The 15,854-nt window shown below is 51.5% G+C and carries 13 protein-coding genes; 5 read left to right on the forward strand and 8 right to left on the reverse strand.

The features are described 5' to 3' along the window. Positions 1–186 precede the first annotated feature (186 nt). Positions 187–531, reverse strand: a complete 345-nt coding sequence (locus tag RDO88_RS10270) for a hypothetical protein (protein ID WP_307759282.1) — start codon at positions 529–531, stop codon at positions 187–189. 11 nt (positions 532–542) lie between these two features. Continuing rightward, on the reverse strand, positions 543–839 hold the full coding sequence (locus RDO88_RS10275) for a septum formation initiator family protein (protein ID WP_307759283.1): 297 nt from the start codon (positions 837–839) through the stop codon (positions 543–545). Between the two features lie 244 nt (positions 840–1,083). Between RDO88_RS10275 and RDO88_RS10280 the strand changes: the two genes are divergently transcribed. Both RDO88_RS10280 and RDO88_RS10285 read left to right on the forward strand, forming a co-directional pair. After that, positions 1,084–2,898: a DNA polymerase III subunit gamma/tau gene (locus RDO88_RS10280; RefSeq protein ID WP_307759284.1), complete on the forward strand. Its 1,815-nt coding sequence runs from the start codon at positions 1,084–1,086 to the stop codon at positions 2,896–2,898. A 143-nt stretch (positions 2,899–3,041) separates the two neighbouring features. Further along, positions 3,042–3,212 (forward strand): DUF362 domain-containing protein, encoded by a 171-nt coding sequence (locus tag RDO88_RS10285; protein ID WP_021846942.1) that lies wholly within the window; start codon positions 3,042–3,044, stop codon positions 3,210–3,212. 87 nt (positions 3,213–3,299) lie between these two features. Here RDO88_RS10285 and RDO88_RS10290 read toward each other — a convergent pair whose 3' ends face one another. Both RDO88_RS10290 and RDO88_RS10295 read right to left on the reverse strand, forming a co-directional pair. Next, the gene (locus RDO88_RS10290) at positions 3,300–5,192 is read right to left on the reverse strand and encodes a fimbrillin family protein (protein ID WP_307759285.1); all 1,893 of its coding nucleotides are present in this window, start codon (positions 5,190–5,192) and stop codon (positions 3,300–3,302) included. A gap of 30 nt (positions 5,193–5,222) precedes the next feature. Next, positions 5,223–7,049, reverse strand: coding sequence for a fimbrillin family protein (locus tag RDO88_RS10295; RefSeq protein ID WP_307759286.1), 1,827 nt, complete (start codon positions 7,047–7,049; stop codon positions 5,223–5,225). Between the two features lie 281 nt (positions 7,050–7,330). On the opposite strand from RDO88_RS10295, the gene metA reads away from it, so the two are divergent. From metA to RDO88_RS10310, 3 genes are read left to right on the forward strand one after another with little or no spacing between them, the layout of a single operon-like run. Further along, positions 7,331–8,248 carry a homoserine O-succinyltransferase gene (gene metA / locus RDO88_RS10300; protein WP_307759287.1) on the forward strand — a complete coding sequence of 306 codons (918 nt, stop codon included), beginning with the start codon at positions 7,331–7,333 and terminating at the stop codon, positions 8,246–8,248. Continuing rightward, a complete protein-coding gene (locus RDO88_RS10305; protein WP_307759288.1) occupies positions 8,248–10,086 on the forward strand; it encodes a DUF3656 domain-containing protein in 1,839 nt (612 codons plus the stop codon). Before metA ends, RDO88_RS10305 begins: the two co-directional genes overlap by 1 nt. Before the next feature lie 20 nt (positions 10,087–10,106). Next, positions 10,107–11,144, forward strand: a complete 1,038-nt coding sequence (locus tag RDO88_RS10310) for a hypothetical protein (protein WP_307759289.1) — start codon at positions 10,107–10,109, stop codon at positions 11,142–11,144. Between the two features lie 262 nt (positions 11,145–11,406). Here RDO88_RS10310 and RDO88_RS10315 read toward each other — a convergent pair whose 3' ends face one another. The 4 genes from RDO88_RS10315 to RDO88_RS10330 all read right to left on the reverse strand — a co-directional run bounded on the left by RDO88_RS10315 (position 11,407) and on the right by RDO88_RS10330 (position 15,852). Next, positions 11,407–13,857 carry a TonB-dependent receptor domain-containing protein gene (locus RDO88_RS10315; RefSeq protein ID WP_307759290.1) on the reverse strand — a complete coding sequence of 817 codons (2,451 nt, stop codon included), beginning with the start codon at positions 13,855–13,857 and terminating at the stop codon, positions 11,407–11,409. 88 nt (positions 13,858–13,945) lie between these two features. Then, positions 13,946–14,551 carry a LuxR C-terminal-related transcriptional regulator gene (locus RDO88_RS10320; protein WP_307759291.1) on the reverse strand — a complete coding sequence of 202 codons (606 nt, stop codon included), beginning with the start codon at positions 14,549–14,551 and terminating at the stop codon, positions 13,946–13,948. 38 nt (positions 14,552–14,589) lie between these two features. After that, positions 14,590–15,489 (reverse strand): N-acetylmuramoyl-L-alanine amidase, encoded by a 900-nt coding sequence (locus RDO88_RS10325; protein ID WP_307759292.1) that lies wholly within the window; start codon positions 15,487–15,489, stop codon positions 14,590–14,592. A gap of 12 nt (positions 15,490–15,501) precedes the next feature. Beyond that, the gene (locus tag RDO88_RS10330; protein WP_307759293.1) at positions 15,502–15,852 is read right to left on the reverse strand and encodes a hypothetical protein; all 351 of its coding nucleotides are present in this window, start codon (positions 15,850–15,852) and stop codon (positions 15,502–15,504) included. Between the last annotated feature and the right edge of the window lie 2 nt (positions 15,853–15,854).

Below are 15,854 nucleotides of genomic sequence, written 5' to 3' on the forward strand. Positions count from 1 at the left end.
ATATATTTTGCGGGCGCGCGCGAAAGGAAAACGATGATTTAAGGAAGGGAAAACGATGATTTACGGACGGAAAAAAGGATGTGCACAAGGCAAAGGAAGGATGTGCACAGGAGGAGGACAGGATGTGCACAAGCTGACAAGAGAATGTGGAAAGGCTAAAATGGAGCAAAAAGCTCCACTTACAAGTCACCCCTTCAGCTCCTTTTCTTCTTCCTGAGGTATGCGAATAGAAGTATAAAGTTCGAGAATAGCCGCAATAGTCAGGCTGACAATCCATTCATTGCCATGCGTAAAAAACATAAAGGCACCCGTAAGTACCAAAATAAGCGCACCAAATATCTGCTGACGACGCAAACGCCGGATGGCCATATTCTGCACTCGCGTGGGCGTATTGATCTGCGCCAAAGCAAACAACCCCGCCCCAATGGTATAGACATAAGGCGACAACGCCCAACCTGTAACATACACAGCCGCACCCGTAAGCACCATCACGGCTCCCACTACCAGAAAAGCCTGCATCAATTGTTTCATAGTTTCTCCTTTTACTCGTCAAAAACAAAAATATCCTCATTGGGTTTCTTCATCAGATACCTTTCGCGAGCCACACGTTCGATGGCACCCGAATCGACAGCCAACTCGCCCAAACGCTCCGTACTCTGCTCGTATTCATTCCGATACTTCTCGATTTCGCTACGAAGCACCTGCTCCTCGTGGACATATTTCATCCGTCGGATAATGCTGTTTTCATCCAGAAAAACAATGATTACGGCAAAAACTCCGACCGTAATCAAGTATTTATGCTTCCGGACAAAGAGCCAAAAAGATACCAATCTGCCCATTTCTCAATGATATTCGTTATATGATTCAGTTCACTGCTTTATGCCACAAAGATAAGATGAATAACTGAAAAATCATCGAAACCGGTTTCGATATTTTGTTCTACGCTTACCTTTCACTATCTTTTAATAAGATAGGATGCGGTTCGGTAGAAAAAACATCTGAAACAAGTTTCAATATTTTGTTCTACGCTTACCTTTCACTATCTTTGCGCTATTATGTAAGTGACAAGAACATCCAGCATATATGGAAAACTATATCGTATCGGCACGGAAATATCGCCCGACAACGTTTGACTCGGTCGTAGGCCAACGCGCCCTGACCACCACTTTGAAGAATGCCATTGCTACGGGCAAACTGGCACATGCCTATCTGTTTTGCGGCCCTCGAGGTGTGGGCAAGACGACCTGCGCCCGCATCTTTGCCAAAACCATCAACTGCCTGAGCCCCACGGCCGACGGCGAAGCCTGTAACGAGTGTGAATCGTGCAAGGCTTTCAACGAACAGCGTTCGTACAACATACATGAACTGGATGCCGCTTCAAACAACTCGGTAGACGATATCCGACAGCTGGTCGAGCAAGTACGCATCCCGCCTCAGATAGGAAAATACAAAGTTTATATCATAGACGAGGTGCACATGCTCTCCACATCGGCCTTCAACGCCTTCCTGAAGACACTTGAAGAGCCGCCGCGCCATGCCATCTTCATCCTTGCCACTACGGAGAAGCACAAGATTCTGCCCACCATCCTGTCGAGATGCCAGATTTATGACTTCAACCGCATCAGTGTAGAAGACACGGTAGCCCATCTGGCCTATGTGGCCTCCAAGGAGGGAGTGACGGCCGAGCCTGAGGCGCTGAACGTCATTGCCATGAAAGCCGACGGCGGCATGCGCGATGCCCTCTCCATTTTCGACCAGGTAGTCAGCTTCACAGGTGGAAACATCACTTACCAGAATGCCATCGACAATCTGAACGTTCTTGATTATGAATACTATTTCCGCCTGACTGATCTCTTTTTGGAAAACAAGGTGCCTGACGCCCTGCTGTTATTCAACGAAGTCTTGGGCAAAGGATTCGACGGGAACCATTTCATTACAGGCCTGTCATCACATCTGCGCGACCTGCTCGTCAGCAAGGATGCTTCGACCCTGCCTCTGCTTCAAGTAGGAGCCTGTATCCGCGAACGTTATCAGACGCAAGCGCAGAAGTGCCCCCTCCCCTTCCTGTACCGAGCCATGAAACTATGCAACGACTGCGACCTGAACTATCGGGCCAGTAAAAACAAACGTCTGCTGGTAGAACTGACACTGATACAGCTGGCGCAAATCACATCGGGCGAGGAAGATGCCATCAGTGGAGGGCGTAGCCCTAAGCAAGTAATAAAACCCGTATTCAACCAACAACCGGTACCTGCGCCACAGGAACAACCGGCTCAGTCAAGCGTCACTCCTGCAAAAGTGTCCGCACAGCCTCAGCCAACTATACCTCAGCAGACTCCGAACCAACAGACGCCTTCCCCTACCGCCGCCAGTCTGCTGGCCAAAGAAAAGGAAGAAAAGAAGATCCCCGTCATGAGAATGGGAGGACTTGGTGTATCCATTAAGCAACACCCGCAAACCCCAACTTCTCCAAGTACGCAGACGTCTGCCGCTCCTGCGACAGAAGCAGCCGCTCCCCAACAACCTGAAGAAGATTACATCTTCAATGAACGCGACGTCAATTACTATTGGCAGGAATATGCCGGCCAGCTGCCTGTAGAACAAGTGGCCATTGCCAAACGCATGCACAACATGCACCCCACCCTGCTGAACGACACAACTTTCGAAGTGACAGTCGACAATGAAATCATTTCAAAAGAATTCACAACCCTGATACCTTCCATACAAAACTATCTTCGTACACGGCTGAAAAACAGAAAAGTAATGATGACAGTCCGTATCAGTGCTCCCAGTGAGAAGACTCGTGCCTACGGACGTGTGGAAAAGTTCCAAATGATGGCACAGAAAAACAATGCGCTATTAAAGCTGAAAGAAGAATTAGGACTTGAACTATACTAATTTTCAACACATTGCACGACATCCTTATTTAGAAAGAGAACAAATTAAGTTAAAAAGGACAGACAGAGGCAACAACCAATTTGGAAAAGCATTACTTTTGTCCTTTGTAATTAGTACTAATAATAACTTAAAAATTAACGAAAATGGCTTACGTAATTAGTGACGATTGTATTGCTTGCGGCACTTGCATCGACGAGTGTCCGGTAGGCGCTATCTCTGAAGGTGACAAGTATTCTATCGACCCTGAAGCTTGCACAGAATGTGGTACTTGCGCAGATGTTTGTCCTTCTGAGGCTATTCATCCGGGAGCATAAATACAATCTTTCAGGAAAAATAAAGGGATGTGCCACAAAGACACATCCCTTTTTATTTGCATTGTTCCAACCTGATAGCATCCATTTTCACTTCTTGATACACCGTATTGCCAATCCGGCATAACACTCTTCCCCCTTGGGATGATTGCCTCCAAAACCTACCTCATTTGAATTTCCCTTCAGCATAATGGATTCTTCGGTCAACGTGCAAGGTTCATCACCGCCTATCCAATAAGCAGCAGTCGTCTGCCAATTATAATGAGCCGTATTCCCCTCTCCATTGAATATATACAATCCATTAGGCAAGATACCCAACCCCGTATCATTCGTAACCGGAGAAACTGTATCCGAATCAGTGAATCCCTTCCATGTGCCCGCTTTCAGCCGCGAGACATCCTGACCCACATAATTGACCAGCCTGTCCCAATCCTGTCTCGTAGGTATTCTCCAGCCATAAGGTGCCAGTTCACCTGCCAACAAAGCTTCACCTGTATAAAAATAGCAGTTTTTGTTTTTCAGATATCCAGCATATCCCAATTGTGCAATCAATGCTAAAGAGACGTCTGATTTCGAATACCGAGTGGCCCGTAAATCTTCACCCATCCAATACTGTCCACCCACTTTTACTATCGGATAAGTCTGAAGCTCTCCTCCTCGTATATCCCTCAAGGTATAACAGCTGACATTGATATTCGCGACATCCTCCGGCTTATCCAAACAAATGTTTCCACTACTATCAATATAAAATTCTTTAATCGGCTGCCTTGTACCTGCCTTGTACCCAAAGATATTGTCATCCACTTGCCATTGGATGCTACCTCCATGCACAGATTCGCCCGTATCAAGCAATTGAAGTACAGTTCCCTTTGTCAAGTCGGCTTGTTCTCCACGAACCGGATAAACTACAATAGCCTGAGTATCCAGCCCATACTCTTCTGAGAACAAGAACTCTTTACAAACCTCAGCTACGGGAGTGCTATTCAGGTAAACCCGATATACCTTCGATGGGCCGAAGGAGAGAGCGGCCGTTTTTACCGAAGAAAGACTCACCTGGGTATCACTCTCCCCTTTTTCAACCATTCCCCATTCCTTGATACTACTTACTGCCCCACTTAAGGTATGGCTTGTCGACTGAAAGGCATTAATACTGATTTCACAGATAGCATCACTCTTCATATCGACCTCTGGCATAGGGCAAACATATATTTTGCCATTCCACTCCATCGTAAGCATCTGCTGTCCATCAACCTTCCCTTGTGGAATAACAATGAATTCCTTACCCGTCAGCTGCTTGTCTTCTACCTGCCATTCGCCATAAGGTATAATATCAGCAGAGGTAGCCAACTGACTAAAAGTATCTGTCAAAAAATCATACTCAGCCTCTGTATAAAATCCACTGGCAATAATCCTCGGATCTGCTTCCAACAAATCATCTGCTGTTTCCCCTTCCGATGGCACCAAAATCAACTTTATTTTGCAGAACTTATGTTGAAATTTAAGTTCAACAGGGTCAGGGCTACTGGTTACTTGAGGAGTTTCCGCTACCAAGAAATCCGAATAAGAGAAACCATTCTTTGTGCTTTGATCGGTCTGTACTCCAACCGTCATTTTACTACTACCAGCTTCAAGCCCCGTTTTCTGATAAGGATAATAGCAAATCATGCCGAGTGTACTTTCACCTTCCGGATAAAATATTTCCCGTTCGGGTATCAAAGCATCGGTTCCGTCACACACCAATCTTAAATTGTCTATATAACGTTGCCCAGTAATATTTCCTGTACCGATTGTTGCAAAAAGCCCCGTTTCGTCGCCACCATCAAAAGCATTGCCAGTTATCTTGGTACCGCTCTTTTGCAACTTTACAGTAAATGTAATAGGTACAGTTCCGACCAGTACATCGTCAGCTATATGATTCACACAAGATACAAACAGTAATTGAACCGCCAGCCATCCAACCCACCCGTTCTTCACATGTCTCATAGCAAACCTCATAACATTCATTATTATAGATTATTTCTTAATACAACGGATAGATAATGCTTTATAATAATCTTGTCCGTTTACCAACGATGAAGACATATAAAATTCATTGGATCCACCAGTAAAGAATATTATCTTCTCCGCAATAGCATGCCCCTCATTTGCCATACTCCAATATCCATTCAAATTCCCATGATTATTATGTTTACCGTTTAACCAAGTTCCGTAAGGACAGACACTGAACCCTGTCAAGTTTGTGGCCGGCTGAACATCACCCATTTCCCCTGTAGAAAGAGCCCATTCACCCATTTTCAACAACGAAGCATCATTACCTACATAATTCTTCAACTGTTCCCAATCCTTCTCTGTAGGGATACTCCAACCACGAGGACTCAATTCATCGGCCAATACACCTTCACCATTATAATAGTAATATTCCATTCCATCAGGTTTGAAATAACCGCTACCTTCACCCAAATTCACTTTTTGTTCAAGTGGTTTTCCATTACGGTAACAAGTAGCCCGCAAGTCTTCCTTCATCCAATATTGGGTACCGATTTTTACGACAGGATAGACCTGCGTATTTTTTTCACGCATATCCCGTATAACAAAAGCTATAATGTCACAATTTACAGCGCCTTCAGCCGACATCAAATCGGTCGTTCCATCCGACTTGACATACATTTTGTCTACAATTGCCATATCTCCTTCTTCATACGTAAAACTGTTCCCTTCCACATCCCATCGAAGTGTTCCTCCACAAATAGCCTTATCCGTATCCAATAATTTAAGTACCGTTCCCTTGGTCAAATCAGGCAATTCAGTGTCCGACACTACTGGGTAAGCGACAATCGCTCTGGATGTCAACGTTTCCGATTTAAGATATTCCCGACAAACATCCACCACCGGATTTCCTTCATGATATACCCGATATACATCGGACGTCTTAAAAGAAAAGACAGCTGTATGGATAGCCAAATTATCAGCTGTATTGTCTGTCGTACCTCCTTCAGCTACTGTCCAATCGGTTATCGTTCCTGCCATACCTGTCAATGTTGAATTTCCACTTTGCGTAACAGTCACAACAATTTCGCATTGGGTACCAGCCTCCATTGTAAGCTCCGGCATACTGCAAGTATACATCCGCCCGTTCCAGTCCAATACGATGCACTGCCCTTCAGTGCCCAACTTCTGCGGAACGATAATCAACTCTTTACCAGTCAGTTTTTCTCCTGTACTGTTCCATATACCATTAGGTACGACATCCGATACTCCTTTCAAATCCGAGATACTTCCGTCTGTCAGATTATAGTCAGCCTGTGTACATACTCCCGATACAATCACTTCCGGATTATCAGCCAAAAGATCTTCAACCGCTTCACCTTCACCAGGCACAAGAGCTATTTGTAGTTTGGCAAACTTATGTTCAAAGTTCAGCTCCACAGTTTCTTCACTGCTTATTACTCCTTGTTTCTTGGCCAACAGAAAATCACTTTTTGATAAGCCTTCCTTTGTACTCTGATCATTCTGCACAGACACTTTCAATGAAGCATATCCGTCTTCTGCTCCAACTTCCTGATAGGGATGGTAGCACACAAAATCCAATGCGGCACCTCCATCGGGATAAAACACTGTTTTCTCAGGTATAAAACGATCCCCGCCATTACACGTCAGACGCAAGTTGTCAATATACCTTTCACCGTCTACAGTTCCCGGTGTCAACATTGCGTACAAGCCGATTTCATCGCCCGTTTCGAAAGATGTTGCATTTACTTTAGTAGCAGTCTTTTCAAGAATACCAGTAAAAGTAATCGGAATATTTCCCGGCTGAACATTTAAAGACTCAGTTTCGTTCACACAAGACATGTTCAATGACATGATACACAATAGCAAAATAATAGCTGATGGATATCTCATAGCGATTAGATTGTTTTATAAGTTTGTTTTGTTTTTAATAATCACTTCGCCAAAAATAGTCAAAAATATTTTAACTACAAAATAAAAACGCTCTTATTTTTTCTAAAATTAACTCCAACAGCTTCTAAGCTATAGCTAAAATCAAAAACTATATTTTTACTTTGTGCTTCTTTCGTTTTTCCCTACCTTTGAGCCATCAAACTATAAATACCAAAACAACCATGCCACTCAATCTACCAGACAAGTTGCCTGCCATCGAACTGCTGAAGCGGGAAAACATATTTGTCATAGACAACTCACGAGCTACCAAACAGGACATTCGCCCCTTGAGAATTGTGATTCTCAACCTGATGCCACTGAAAATTACTACGGAAACAGATCTTGTCAGACTGTTGTCGAACACACCGTTACAGATAGAAATCTCCTTCATGAAGATAAAAAGCCATACACCCAAGAATACACCTATCGAACACATGAAGGCATTCTATACGGACTTCGAACAGATGAGAAATGAGAAATACGACGGCATGATCATCACAGGGGCACCCGTAGAACAGATGGAGTTCGAGGAAGTAAGCTATTGGGGTGAGATTACAGAAATCTTCGATTGGGCACGTACGCACATCACTTCTACCCTATATATCTGCTGGGCTGCACAAGCGGGACTATACCACCACTATGGCGTACCGAAGTATTCACTGGACAAAAAGATGTTCGGCATCTTCGAACACCGCACCCTGCAACCCTTGCATCCCATTTTCCGTGGATTCGACGATGTATTCTACGTTCCCCACAGCCGGCATACGGAAGTGCGCCGTGAAGATATCCTGAAAGTGAAGGAACTGACTCTGCTTTCGGAGTCGGACGAAGCGGGAGTATACATGGCCATGGCACGCGGAGGACGTGAATTTTTCGTAACCGGTCATTCGGAATACTCTCCCCTGACACTGGATACAGAGTATCGTCGCGACCTGGGCAAAGGGCTGCCCATCGACATGCCGAAAAATTACTATATAGACAACAATCCCGACAAAGGGGTACTGGTACGCTGGAGAGGGCATGCCAACCTGCTCTTTACCAACTGGCTGAACTACTTCGTATATCAAGAGACCCCGTATAACATCAACGAGATTGAATGATGAAAGTACAGAGAAAAATAGAATTACTGGCTCCAGCCAGAAACCTGGAGTGCGGAATCGAAGCGGTGAACCACGGCGCAGACGCAGTATACATCGGCGCGCCCAAATTCGGAGCAAGAGCCGCAGCCACCAACTCGATGGACGACATCGGCCGGCTGACAGACTATGCCCATCTCTATGGAGTACGCATCTACGTAACGGTAAACACCATCCTGAAGGACGAGGAGCTGAAGGAAACGGAGGCTATGATTTGGGAACTATACCGCAGAGGCGTAGATGCACTCATCGTACAGGACATGGGCCTGACACAACTGAACCTCCCCCCCATACCACTCCACGCCAGCACGCAGATGGACAACCGCACGGCCGAGAAAGTGCGCTTCCTCACAGAAGCCGGATTCCGACAGGTTGTACTGGCACGCGAGCTTTCGTTGAACGAGATAGCGGCCATTCACAAAGCCTGTCCCGACACTCCGCTCGAAGTGTTTGTACACGGAGCCTTGTGCGTAAGCTATAGCGGGCAGTGCTATGCCAGCCAGGCATGTTTCGGACGTAGCGCCAACCGCGGAGAGTGTGCCCAGTTCTGCCGCCTGCCCTTCTCACTGGTGGATGCCGACGGGCGGGTCGTGGTCAAAGACAAGTACCTGCTCTCGCTGAAAGACATGAACCGCCTGGACATGCTGGAGCAGCTGCTGGACTCAGGAGTTACATCACTGAAAATAGAAGGCAGGCTCAAGGACGCAGCATACGTAAAGAACGTTACGGCAGCCTACCGCCAGCGCCTGGACGCCATATTGAAACGCAGACAGGAATACGCCCGCGCCTCATCGGGAACGTGCCGTTTCGATTTCCAACCCCAGCCGGAGAAAAGCTTCAGCCGCGGATTCACCCATTACTTTCTGGAAGGACGAGGCGAAGACATCACCTCGTTCGACACGCCCAAATCGCTGGGCGAGACCATGGGTACGCTGAAAGAACAACGCGGTGGATGGGTGAGCGTAGCAGGCGTAAAGCCCTTTCACAACGGCGACGGCGTGTGTTACCTCGACGAACAGGGACGCCTGCAAGGTTTCCGCATCAACCGCGTGGAGGGCAACAAGCTCTTCCCCGCAGGCAACGTGCCGCGCATCCGCCCGCGCACTCCCCTCTTCCGCAACCAGGACCAGGAATTCGAACGGATACTGGCACGCAAGTCGGCCGAACGGAAGATAGGTATCCGCATGAAGCTGGAAGAAAACCGCTTCGGCTTCTCGCTGACGGCAGAAGACGAGGACGACAACCGGGTGACACTGACCTTCGCCCACGCCAAGGAGCGGGCACGCACACCCCAAATCGAGAACCTGCGCACGCAGCTGGCCAAACTGGGCGGCACCCCCTACGAACTGACGGAACCGGCCGACATCAGGCTGACGGAAGAATGGTTCATCCCCGCGTCCGTCATCACCGAATGGCGCAGGCAGACGGTAGAACGGCTGACCGCCGCACGCCGCATGAACTACCGCCGCGAACCGGCCGTATGGAAACCCACCCGCCATGCCTACCCCGCCACCACGCTTACCTATCTGGGCAACGTGATGAACGGCGAAGCACGCCGCTTCTACCTGGACCATGGCGTGAAAGCCGTGGCGCCCGCCTACGAGAAGCAGCCCGCAGACGGCGCGGTACTGATGTTATGCCGCCACTGCCTGCGCTACAGCCTGGGATGGTGCCCCGTCCACCAGAAAGGCCGCTCGCCCTATCGCGAGCCCTACTCGCTGGCAAGCGCAGACGGACGGCGCTTCCGTCTGGAGTTCGACTGCAAGAACTGCCAGATGAAAATCTATGACTGCGGAAAATAAAACATCTAATATACAGGAGCATGAACCGACGAGGAAAACTCAATAGCGACCAGCAGCAGCCGAACAGCCGGAGGCAGACGCCCTCCGCCCCACAGCCGGCATGGTACGCAGTCCTGTGCACACTGCTCGTCCTGCTCCTTTCTGCCTGCCACTATCCCCGCCCCAACCTGGAGGACGAGCGACTGACGCAACGGATGCGCGACTCGCTGGCCTATCTGCACGAACGCCACTACACGTGGGACACCAACCTCGAGGTGCGGGCCGACTCCGTGGCGCTGGAAATGCTTCCAGTAAAGGGCGCCTACTGCGTGCTCCACAAGGGAGACCGCGTGGTGGTGGCCGAATTTGCCATCCATCCGGCCGACTCGACCGACTCCGTGTGGGTCAAGCTGGCCCACTCGCAGGAAGTGCAGGGATGGCTGCGCGAGGCCGACCTGAAGCGTGCCTTCGTGCCCTCAGACAGCATCTCGCAGGCCATCTACGTGTTCAGCGACACGCACGCCTCCTATTTCATCGTGATTTTTGCCGTCTTCGTAACCGTGTGGCTGGCCAGAGCCTTCCTGCGCAAGCAGCTGCGGCTGGTCTACTTCAACGACATCGACAGCCTCTATCCGCTGGCCCTGTGCCTGCTGATGGCCTGCTGCGCCACCGTCTACGAGTCGATACAGGTCTTTGCGCCCGACACGTGGGAGCACTACTACTACAACCCCACACTCTCGCCCCTGAAGGTACCCTTCGTGCTCTCGCTGTTCCTGTCGGGGCTGTGGCTGTTCGTCGTCGTGCTGCTGGCCGTGCTCGACGACCTCTTCCGCCAGCTCTCACCCGCCGCCGCCCTGTCCTACCTGCTGGGGCTGGCCTCCTCCTGCATCTTCTGCTACTTCTTCTTCATCCTGACCACGCACATCTACGTGGGCTACGTCTTTCTGGCCGCCTTCTTCTGGATTTTCGGCAAGAGGCTGGGCCGTTCGCTCCACTCGCCGCGCTACCGCTGCGGCCGCTGCGGCGGCAAGCTGATGCGCAAGGGCCTCTGCCCCCACTGCGGAGCCATGAACGAATAGAGACGGGAGTCCCGGCCTCTCCCTTCCGTACGAACCAGCCGACGACACACGTACATCACAAGTTGTGACACACCTATGTCACAAGCCATGACACACGTATGTCATAAGCTGTGACACACGTATGTCACAAGCAGAGACACACGTATGATACAAACAGAGACATACGTATGACTCAAGCAGAGAGATACGTATGTCTCGGGCAGAAAGATAAGAATGTATCGGGTGGAGAGATGCTTATGTATCCGGCCCCCCCGCCAGGCCGTCAGAAGCGGCAACGCAGGTCGATGCCCACCTGCACGGGGCGGCCCATCTGGGCGAAGCCGCGGCTCATGGTCTCGAACCAGAAGGCCTGATAGTGCTTGTTCAGCGCATTGTCTACCCACAAGGCTATCTGCCCGTTGCCCTTATTGAAACTCAACCGTCCGTTCAGCGTACCGTAGAGGGCCTGGCTGGCATTGTTTGCCTCCGTCCAGTAGATGCGTCCGGCAGCCTTGTAGTGGGCGTCGAGGGTGATGTTGTCGAGCCACGCGCCCGCCTTCATGGCGAAGACGTATTGCCCGCCCACGTTGAACGTGTGCTTGGGCACAAAGGGTACGTACTTGCCGTTGTAGTTCACCTCGTCGCTCACCACATAGTCGGTAAACGTGGCGTAGGTGTATCCGTAGCTGCCGCTCAGGCTCAGCGCGTCGGTCAGGCGGGCACGCAGGGCGGCTTCGGCACCCAGACTGCGACTCTTTCCGGCGTTGACGGTGATGCGTCCCAGTCCGCTGGCGGCGAAGCGCGAAATCTGCTGGTCGCGCGTGTCCATGTAGAAGGCTGCCAGGTCGGCCTGCAGGCGGCCGTCGCAGAGGGTCAGGTGCGAGCCCACCTCGTAGTTCCACGAGTACTCGGGGCGGTAGAGCGTGGCCTCCTGTACGTTGGTCTCGGTCTTCTGCGCCATGCCGTTCAGCATGCCGATGACCTGCTGCTTGGTGGCCTCGTCAATCATCGGCACACCCTCGATGACGGGGATGGTGGCCTGTGCCACATCGCCCATGTTGGCGCTGCGCATGTCGGCCTGAAGCAGGTCGCTGAACATCTGTATGTTGTAGCCCCCCGAACGGTAGCCTTTGGAGACGGTGGCGTAGATGTTGTTGCGGCGGTCGAAGTCGTATTGCAGAGAGAACTTGGGCAGCAGCTGGATGTAGTCGTGCTTCAGGCTGCCCCGATAGGACAGGCTCTGCTCGAAGGTCGTTTCGGGTACCATCTGGATCACCTTTCCCATGGGCTTCAGTTCGCCGCTCAGCGAGTAGGTGTGGGTGTAACTGCATCCCGTGTTGTAGTCCAGCTTCAGGCGCTCGTAGTCCATGCGTAGGCCGACGGTGAACGACAGGCCTTCGGCACCGAAGAGGTCGTTGAAGGTAGACTGGTGGAAAAGGGCCGTATTCAGCACAGGCGTCTTGAACGCCCCGGCGATGGGCAAGGTGCTGCCGCCGATGAGGTCACTGAAGACAAACTGCATCGTCATGGGGCCTTGCGAGATGGTGGGCAGGTACTTGTTGGCGTTGTCGTTGGTCATAGCGTTGAGCCATGCCAGTCCGTCTTCGTGGAAGGTGACGGGCGCGTCAGTATCGAGCCACTGGTAGAAGGCACTGGCTCCCGTGGTCCACTGCCAGCGGCGGCCGGGCTTGGACTTCAGTACCAGTTCCTCGCTCAGCGTCTTGGAGTTCTGCTTCTGCATCATGGTGTAGATGTTCTGCTCCGTGAAGTCCTGGTCCAGGTCCATGTGGTCGTCCAGGAACTGGAAGCCCGTCACGCTGCTCAGGATGAAGTTGTCGGCCTGATGCTCCAGGTTGAGCCCGCCGTTCAGCAAGTTACGCTTGTAGCCGCTCTTGTAGTTGTAGGCAATGCGGCCGATGTAGTCGGCGCGGTCTTCCTCGCCCTCGGTCACGCCGGTATATTCGTAAGGATATCCGCCCTGGTTGGTGTATTCATAGTTCAGGGTGAAGTCCAGCTTCAGATTCTCGCTGGGCAGGTAGATGGCACGAACACGGCCTCCGAACTCGTCGTCCTTATCCACCCGCTCATTGTTCAGCGCCACGTTCTTGAAGAAACCTCCCTTGTGCTCGTAGAAGAAGTTGGTGGAGAAGGCAAACTTCGGGCTGATGCGGTGGTAGTGGCTCACGCTGGCCTTGTAGTTGTTGTAGGTAGCAGCGCTCAGCATGAGGTCCGTCCCCTGATAGGTGAAGGGCGACTTGGTGAAGACACGTATCAGGCCGCCCATCGTGTTGCGTCCGTAGAGCGTGCCTTGTGGGCCTCGCATCACGTCGATACGCTCGATGTCGGAGTAGTTGAAGTCGAATGCCGACTTGTCGATGAAGGGGATGTTGTCCACGTAGAGCCCCACGGCCGGCGTGTTGATGCGCGAACCGATGCCGCGTACATAGACCGAAGTCGTCAGCTTCGAGCCATAGTCGGGTATGAACAGGTTGGGCACCAGCGACGACAGGCTCTTGACCGAACGTACGGCATTGCCCCGCATGTCGGCCTGCGAGAGCGACGTGGCCGAAAGGGGCTGCTGGCGCAGACGGCTGTTTTCCTTGGGTGTGGCGATTACCACCACTTCTTCAATATCCACCACCTTGACGGTGTCTTTGGGGGCTTCTTCGCCCCGGGCAACCTGCGTTGCTCCTACAGCGAGCAGCACAAGAAGGGTCAGAACAGGTTTCTTCATTGCAGTTTCAGTTGTTTCGGCTGCAAAGTAAAGGCAAATCTGCGGGACGTGCAATCCTCACTTATGAGGAAATCGCTGGGGAAAGTGGTCAGATTTGGTCGGCCTCCACATAGCCGTGCATCACGGCATAGATGGTGAGGCCCGAGACAGACTTGATGCCCAGTTTCTCCGTGATGTTCTTGCGGTGGCTGATGACGGTAGTCAGGCTGATGTTCAGACGGTCGGCAATCTCCTTGTTGATAAGTCCCTTGACCACCAGCACCAGTACCTCTATCTCGCGTGCCGTCAGGTCGTGCCCCGCAGGCAGGTTGGCAGGCAGGTCGGCCGGTGCGGGCAGCTTCCCGGGATGCCCGTGCCGATGGCCGTGCCCGTGCAGCTGCACGATGCTCCGCACCAGTTCCTTCTCCGGCTGGCAGATGTTCAGCGTCAATACGCCTGCCAGTTGCGGGTTCCCCTCGCCCGCAGCCAGCACGATGGTCTTGGGACGCCGCGGCAGAAAGAACGCCGTATGCTCCAGATACACCTGCGACGAGATGAAGTAGTGGGCATACATGTCGGGCGTGTCGTCCATGAAGGCCGCAAACGAGGGAAACGTGCGGATGACGGCGCCGGGTATCAGCTCTTCGAGCAGGCCGCCCAGCCCCAGGCTGCTCAGGGTGTTGGGGTCGATGATGGCAATTTCGGGAGTAGGCATAATTATTCCTTCTTATTAAATAGCGGCTACAAAGAACGTTATTTCCGTGTAAACCGACAAAAAAATAGCAGAAAAAGCACTGCCATCCCCCCTATTCCCCACTCCAGCCAGACTGAATGCCGTTCCCTGCTTTCCTGCCTTTCCTCTTCCCGAACGGTTTCCTGCTGCAGCCGGTGCTGTTCCATCTGCTTCTGTCGGCCTTCTTCCCGCCTGTGTTCCGTTTTCACCTGCTCTTCCGTGCACCGGCTTCGGGTATGTACCACCGCCGCCAACACCAGTTTCCGCGTAAGGCTGTCTTGCCGGAAAGTCAGTACCGTCTGTTCCAGCCGGTCCAGCTTCCGGCCGCTCCATTCCACTTTCACCTGCCTTTCCAGCATGCTGTCCGATACATATTCGGCCGAGCTGTCCACCTTCTCCCGGCTTTGTTCATGCCTCACCGACTTATGGCTTCCGCACGCAGCGAGCAGGCAGACAGCCGCCAGCACCAGCAAACTTTCTTTCATCCACTTCCCGACGTCAAAGCACGGGCAGGCCTTGACATATTCCTCCGGTTCAATCTCTCCATTCCCGTTTCGGTCGGGCGATGTATCCCGATGCCCCATCACCTGCCAGATGCCATACTTCCGCTGCAGTTCCTTTACCAGCTTTCTCAGCGCCTCCTTCTGTTCAGGCGTGCGTGTGTCTGCCGGTTTTCCATTGGCATCCAGCCCGCCGATATAGCAGATGCCGATACTCGCAGCATTCCAGCCTTTGCAGTGTGCTCCGGCCTGCTCTATCGGCCGCCCTTTCTCCAATGTTCCGTCCAACCGTATTACATAATGATATCCGATGTCACGGAATCCCCGCTGCCTGTGCCATCGTGCGATGTCGGCCGCTCCGAAGTCCGCCCCCTGTCTGGTTGCGGAGCAGTGAATAATGATGCTATCCATTTTTCTCATGACTGTTCGGTTTTAAAAGTTCGTTCCGTTGCCTTGCCGGGCATCCCACTTGTTGCAGCTCCATCTCTCCGCCTCCTGCAAGGCCACCTCCAGCGTATTGAACCGCCTGATCCAGTCCTCCAGTTCCACCTGGTTTTCCCGAAGTTTCCGGTGTAGCTGTTCCATCTGCACATAGCATTCCTGCAAGCGGTTCTGAAGCCAGTCCACCTGCTTGTGGTAATTCTCCATTTCGGCAGCCGAGGCTTCGGCGGCCTGTTTCCGTTTCTCCGTCTTGCGGTGCATCCAGGTGTGTACCGCCCATTTGATAGCTTCCATGCCTCCTATGGCAGAAACGACTGCAAGGATAAAATCTTTTGTTCCCATAT

The sequence above is a fragment of the uncultured Mediterranea sp. genome (assembly GCF_902493215.1).
Taxonomy (GTDB): domain Bacteria; phylum Bacteroidota; class Bacteroidia; order Bacteroidales; family Bacteroidaceae; genus Bacteroides.

Bases quoted from the DNA above. Each gene is read 5' to 3' on its own strand.
- RDO88_RS10270 (WP_307759282.1), bottom strand. From the start codon at position 531: ATGAAACAATTGATGCAGGCTTTTCTGGTAGTGGGAGCCGTGATGGTG.
- RDO88_RS10275 (WP_307759283.1), bottom strand. From the start codon at position 839: ATGGGCAGATTGGTATCTTTTTGGCTCTTTGTCCGGAAGCATAAATAC.
- RDO88_RS10280 (WP_307759284.1), top strand. From the start codon at position 1,084: ATGGAAAACTATATCGTATCGGCACGGAAATATCGCCCGACAACGTTT.
- RDO88_RS10285 (WP_021846942.1), top strand. From the start codon at position 3,042: ATGGCTTACGTAATTAGTGACGATTGTATTGCTTGCGGCACTTGCATC.
- RDO88_RS10290 (WP_307759285.1), bottom strand. From the start codon at position 5,192: ATGAGACATGTGAAGAACGGGTGGGTTGGATGGCTGGCGGTTCAATTA.
- metA (WP_307759287.1), top strand. From the start codon at position 7,331: ATGCCACTCAATCTACCAGACAAGTTGCCTGCCATCGAACTGCTGAAG.
- RDO88_RS10305 (WP_307759288.1), top strand. From the start codon at position 8,248: ATGAAAGTACAGAGAAAAATAGAATTACTGGCTCCAGCCAGAAACCTG.
- RDO88_RS10310 (WP_307759289.1), top strand. From the start codon at position 10,107: ATGAACCGACGAGGAAAACTCAATAGCGACCAGCAGCAGCCGAACAGC.
- RDO88_RS10315 (WP_307759290.1), bottom strand. From the start codon at position 13,857: ATGAAGAAACCTGTTCTGACCCTTCTTGTGCTGCTCGCTGTAGGAGCA.
- RDO88_RS10320 (WP_307759291.1), bottom strand. From the start codon at position 14,551: ATGCCTACTCCCGAAATTGCCATCATCGACCCCAACACCCTGAGCAGC.
- RDO88_RS10325 (WP_307759292.1), bottom strand. From the start codon at position 15,489: ATGAGAAAAATGGATAGCATCATTATTCACTGCTCCGCAACCAGACAG.
- RDO88_RS10330 (WP_307759293.1), bottom strand. From the start codon at position 15,852: ATGGGAACAAAAGATTTTATCCTTGCAGTCGTTTCTGCCATAGGAGGC.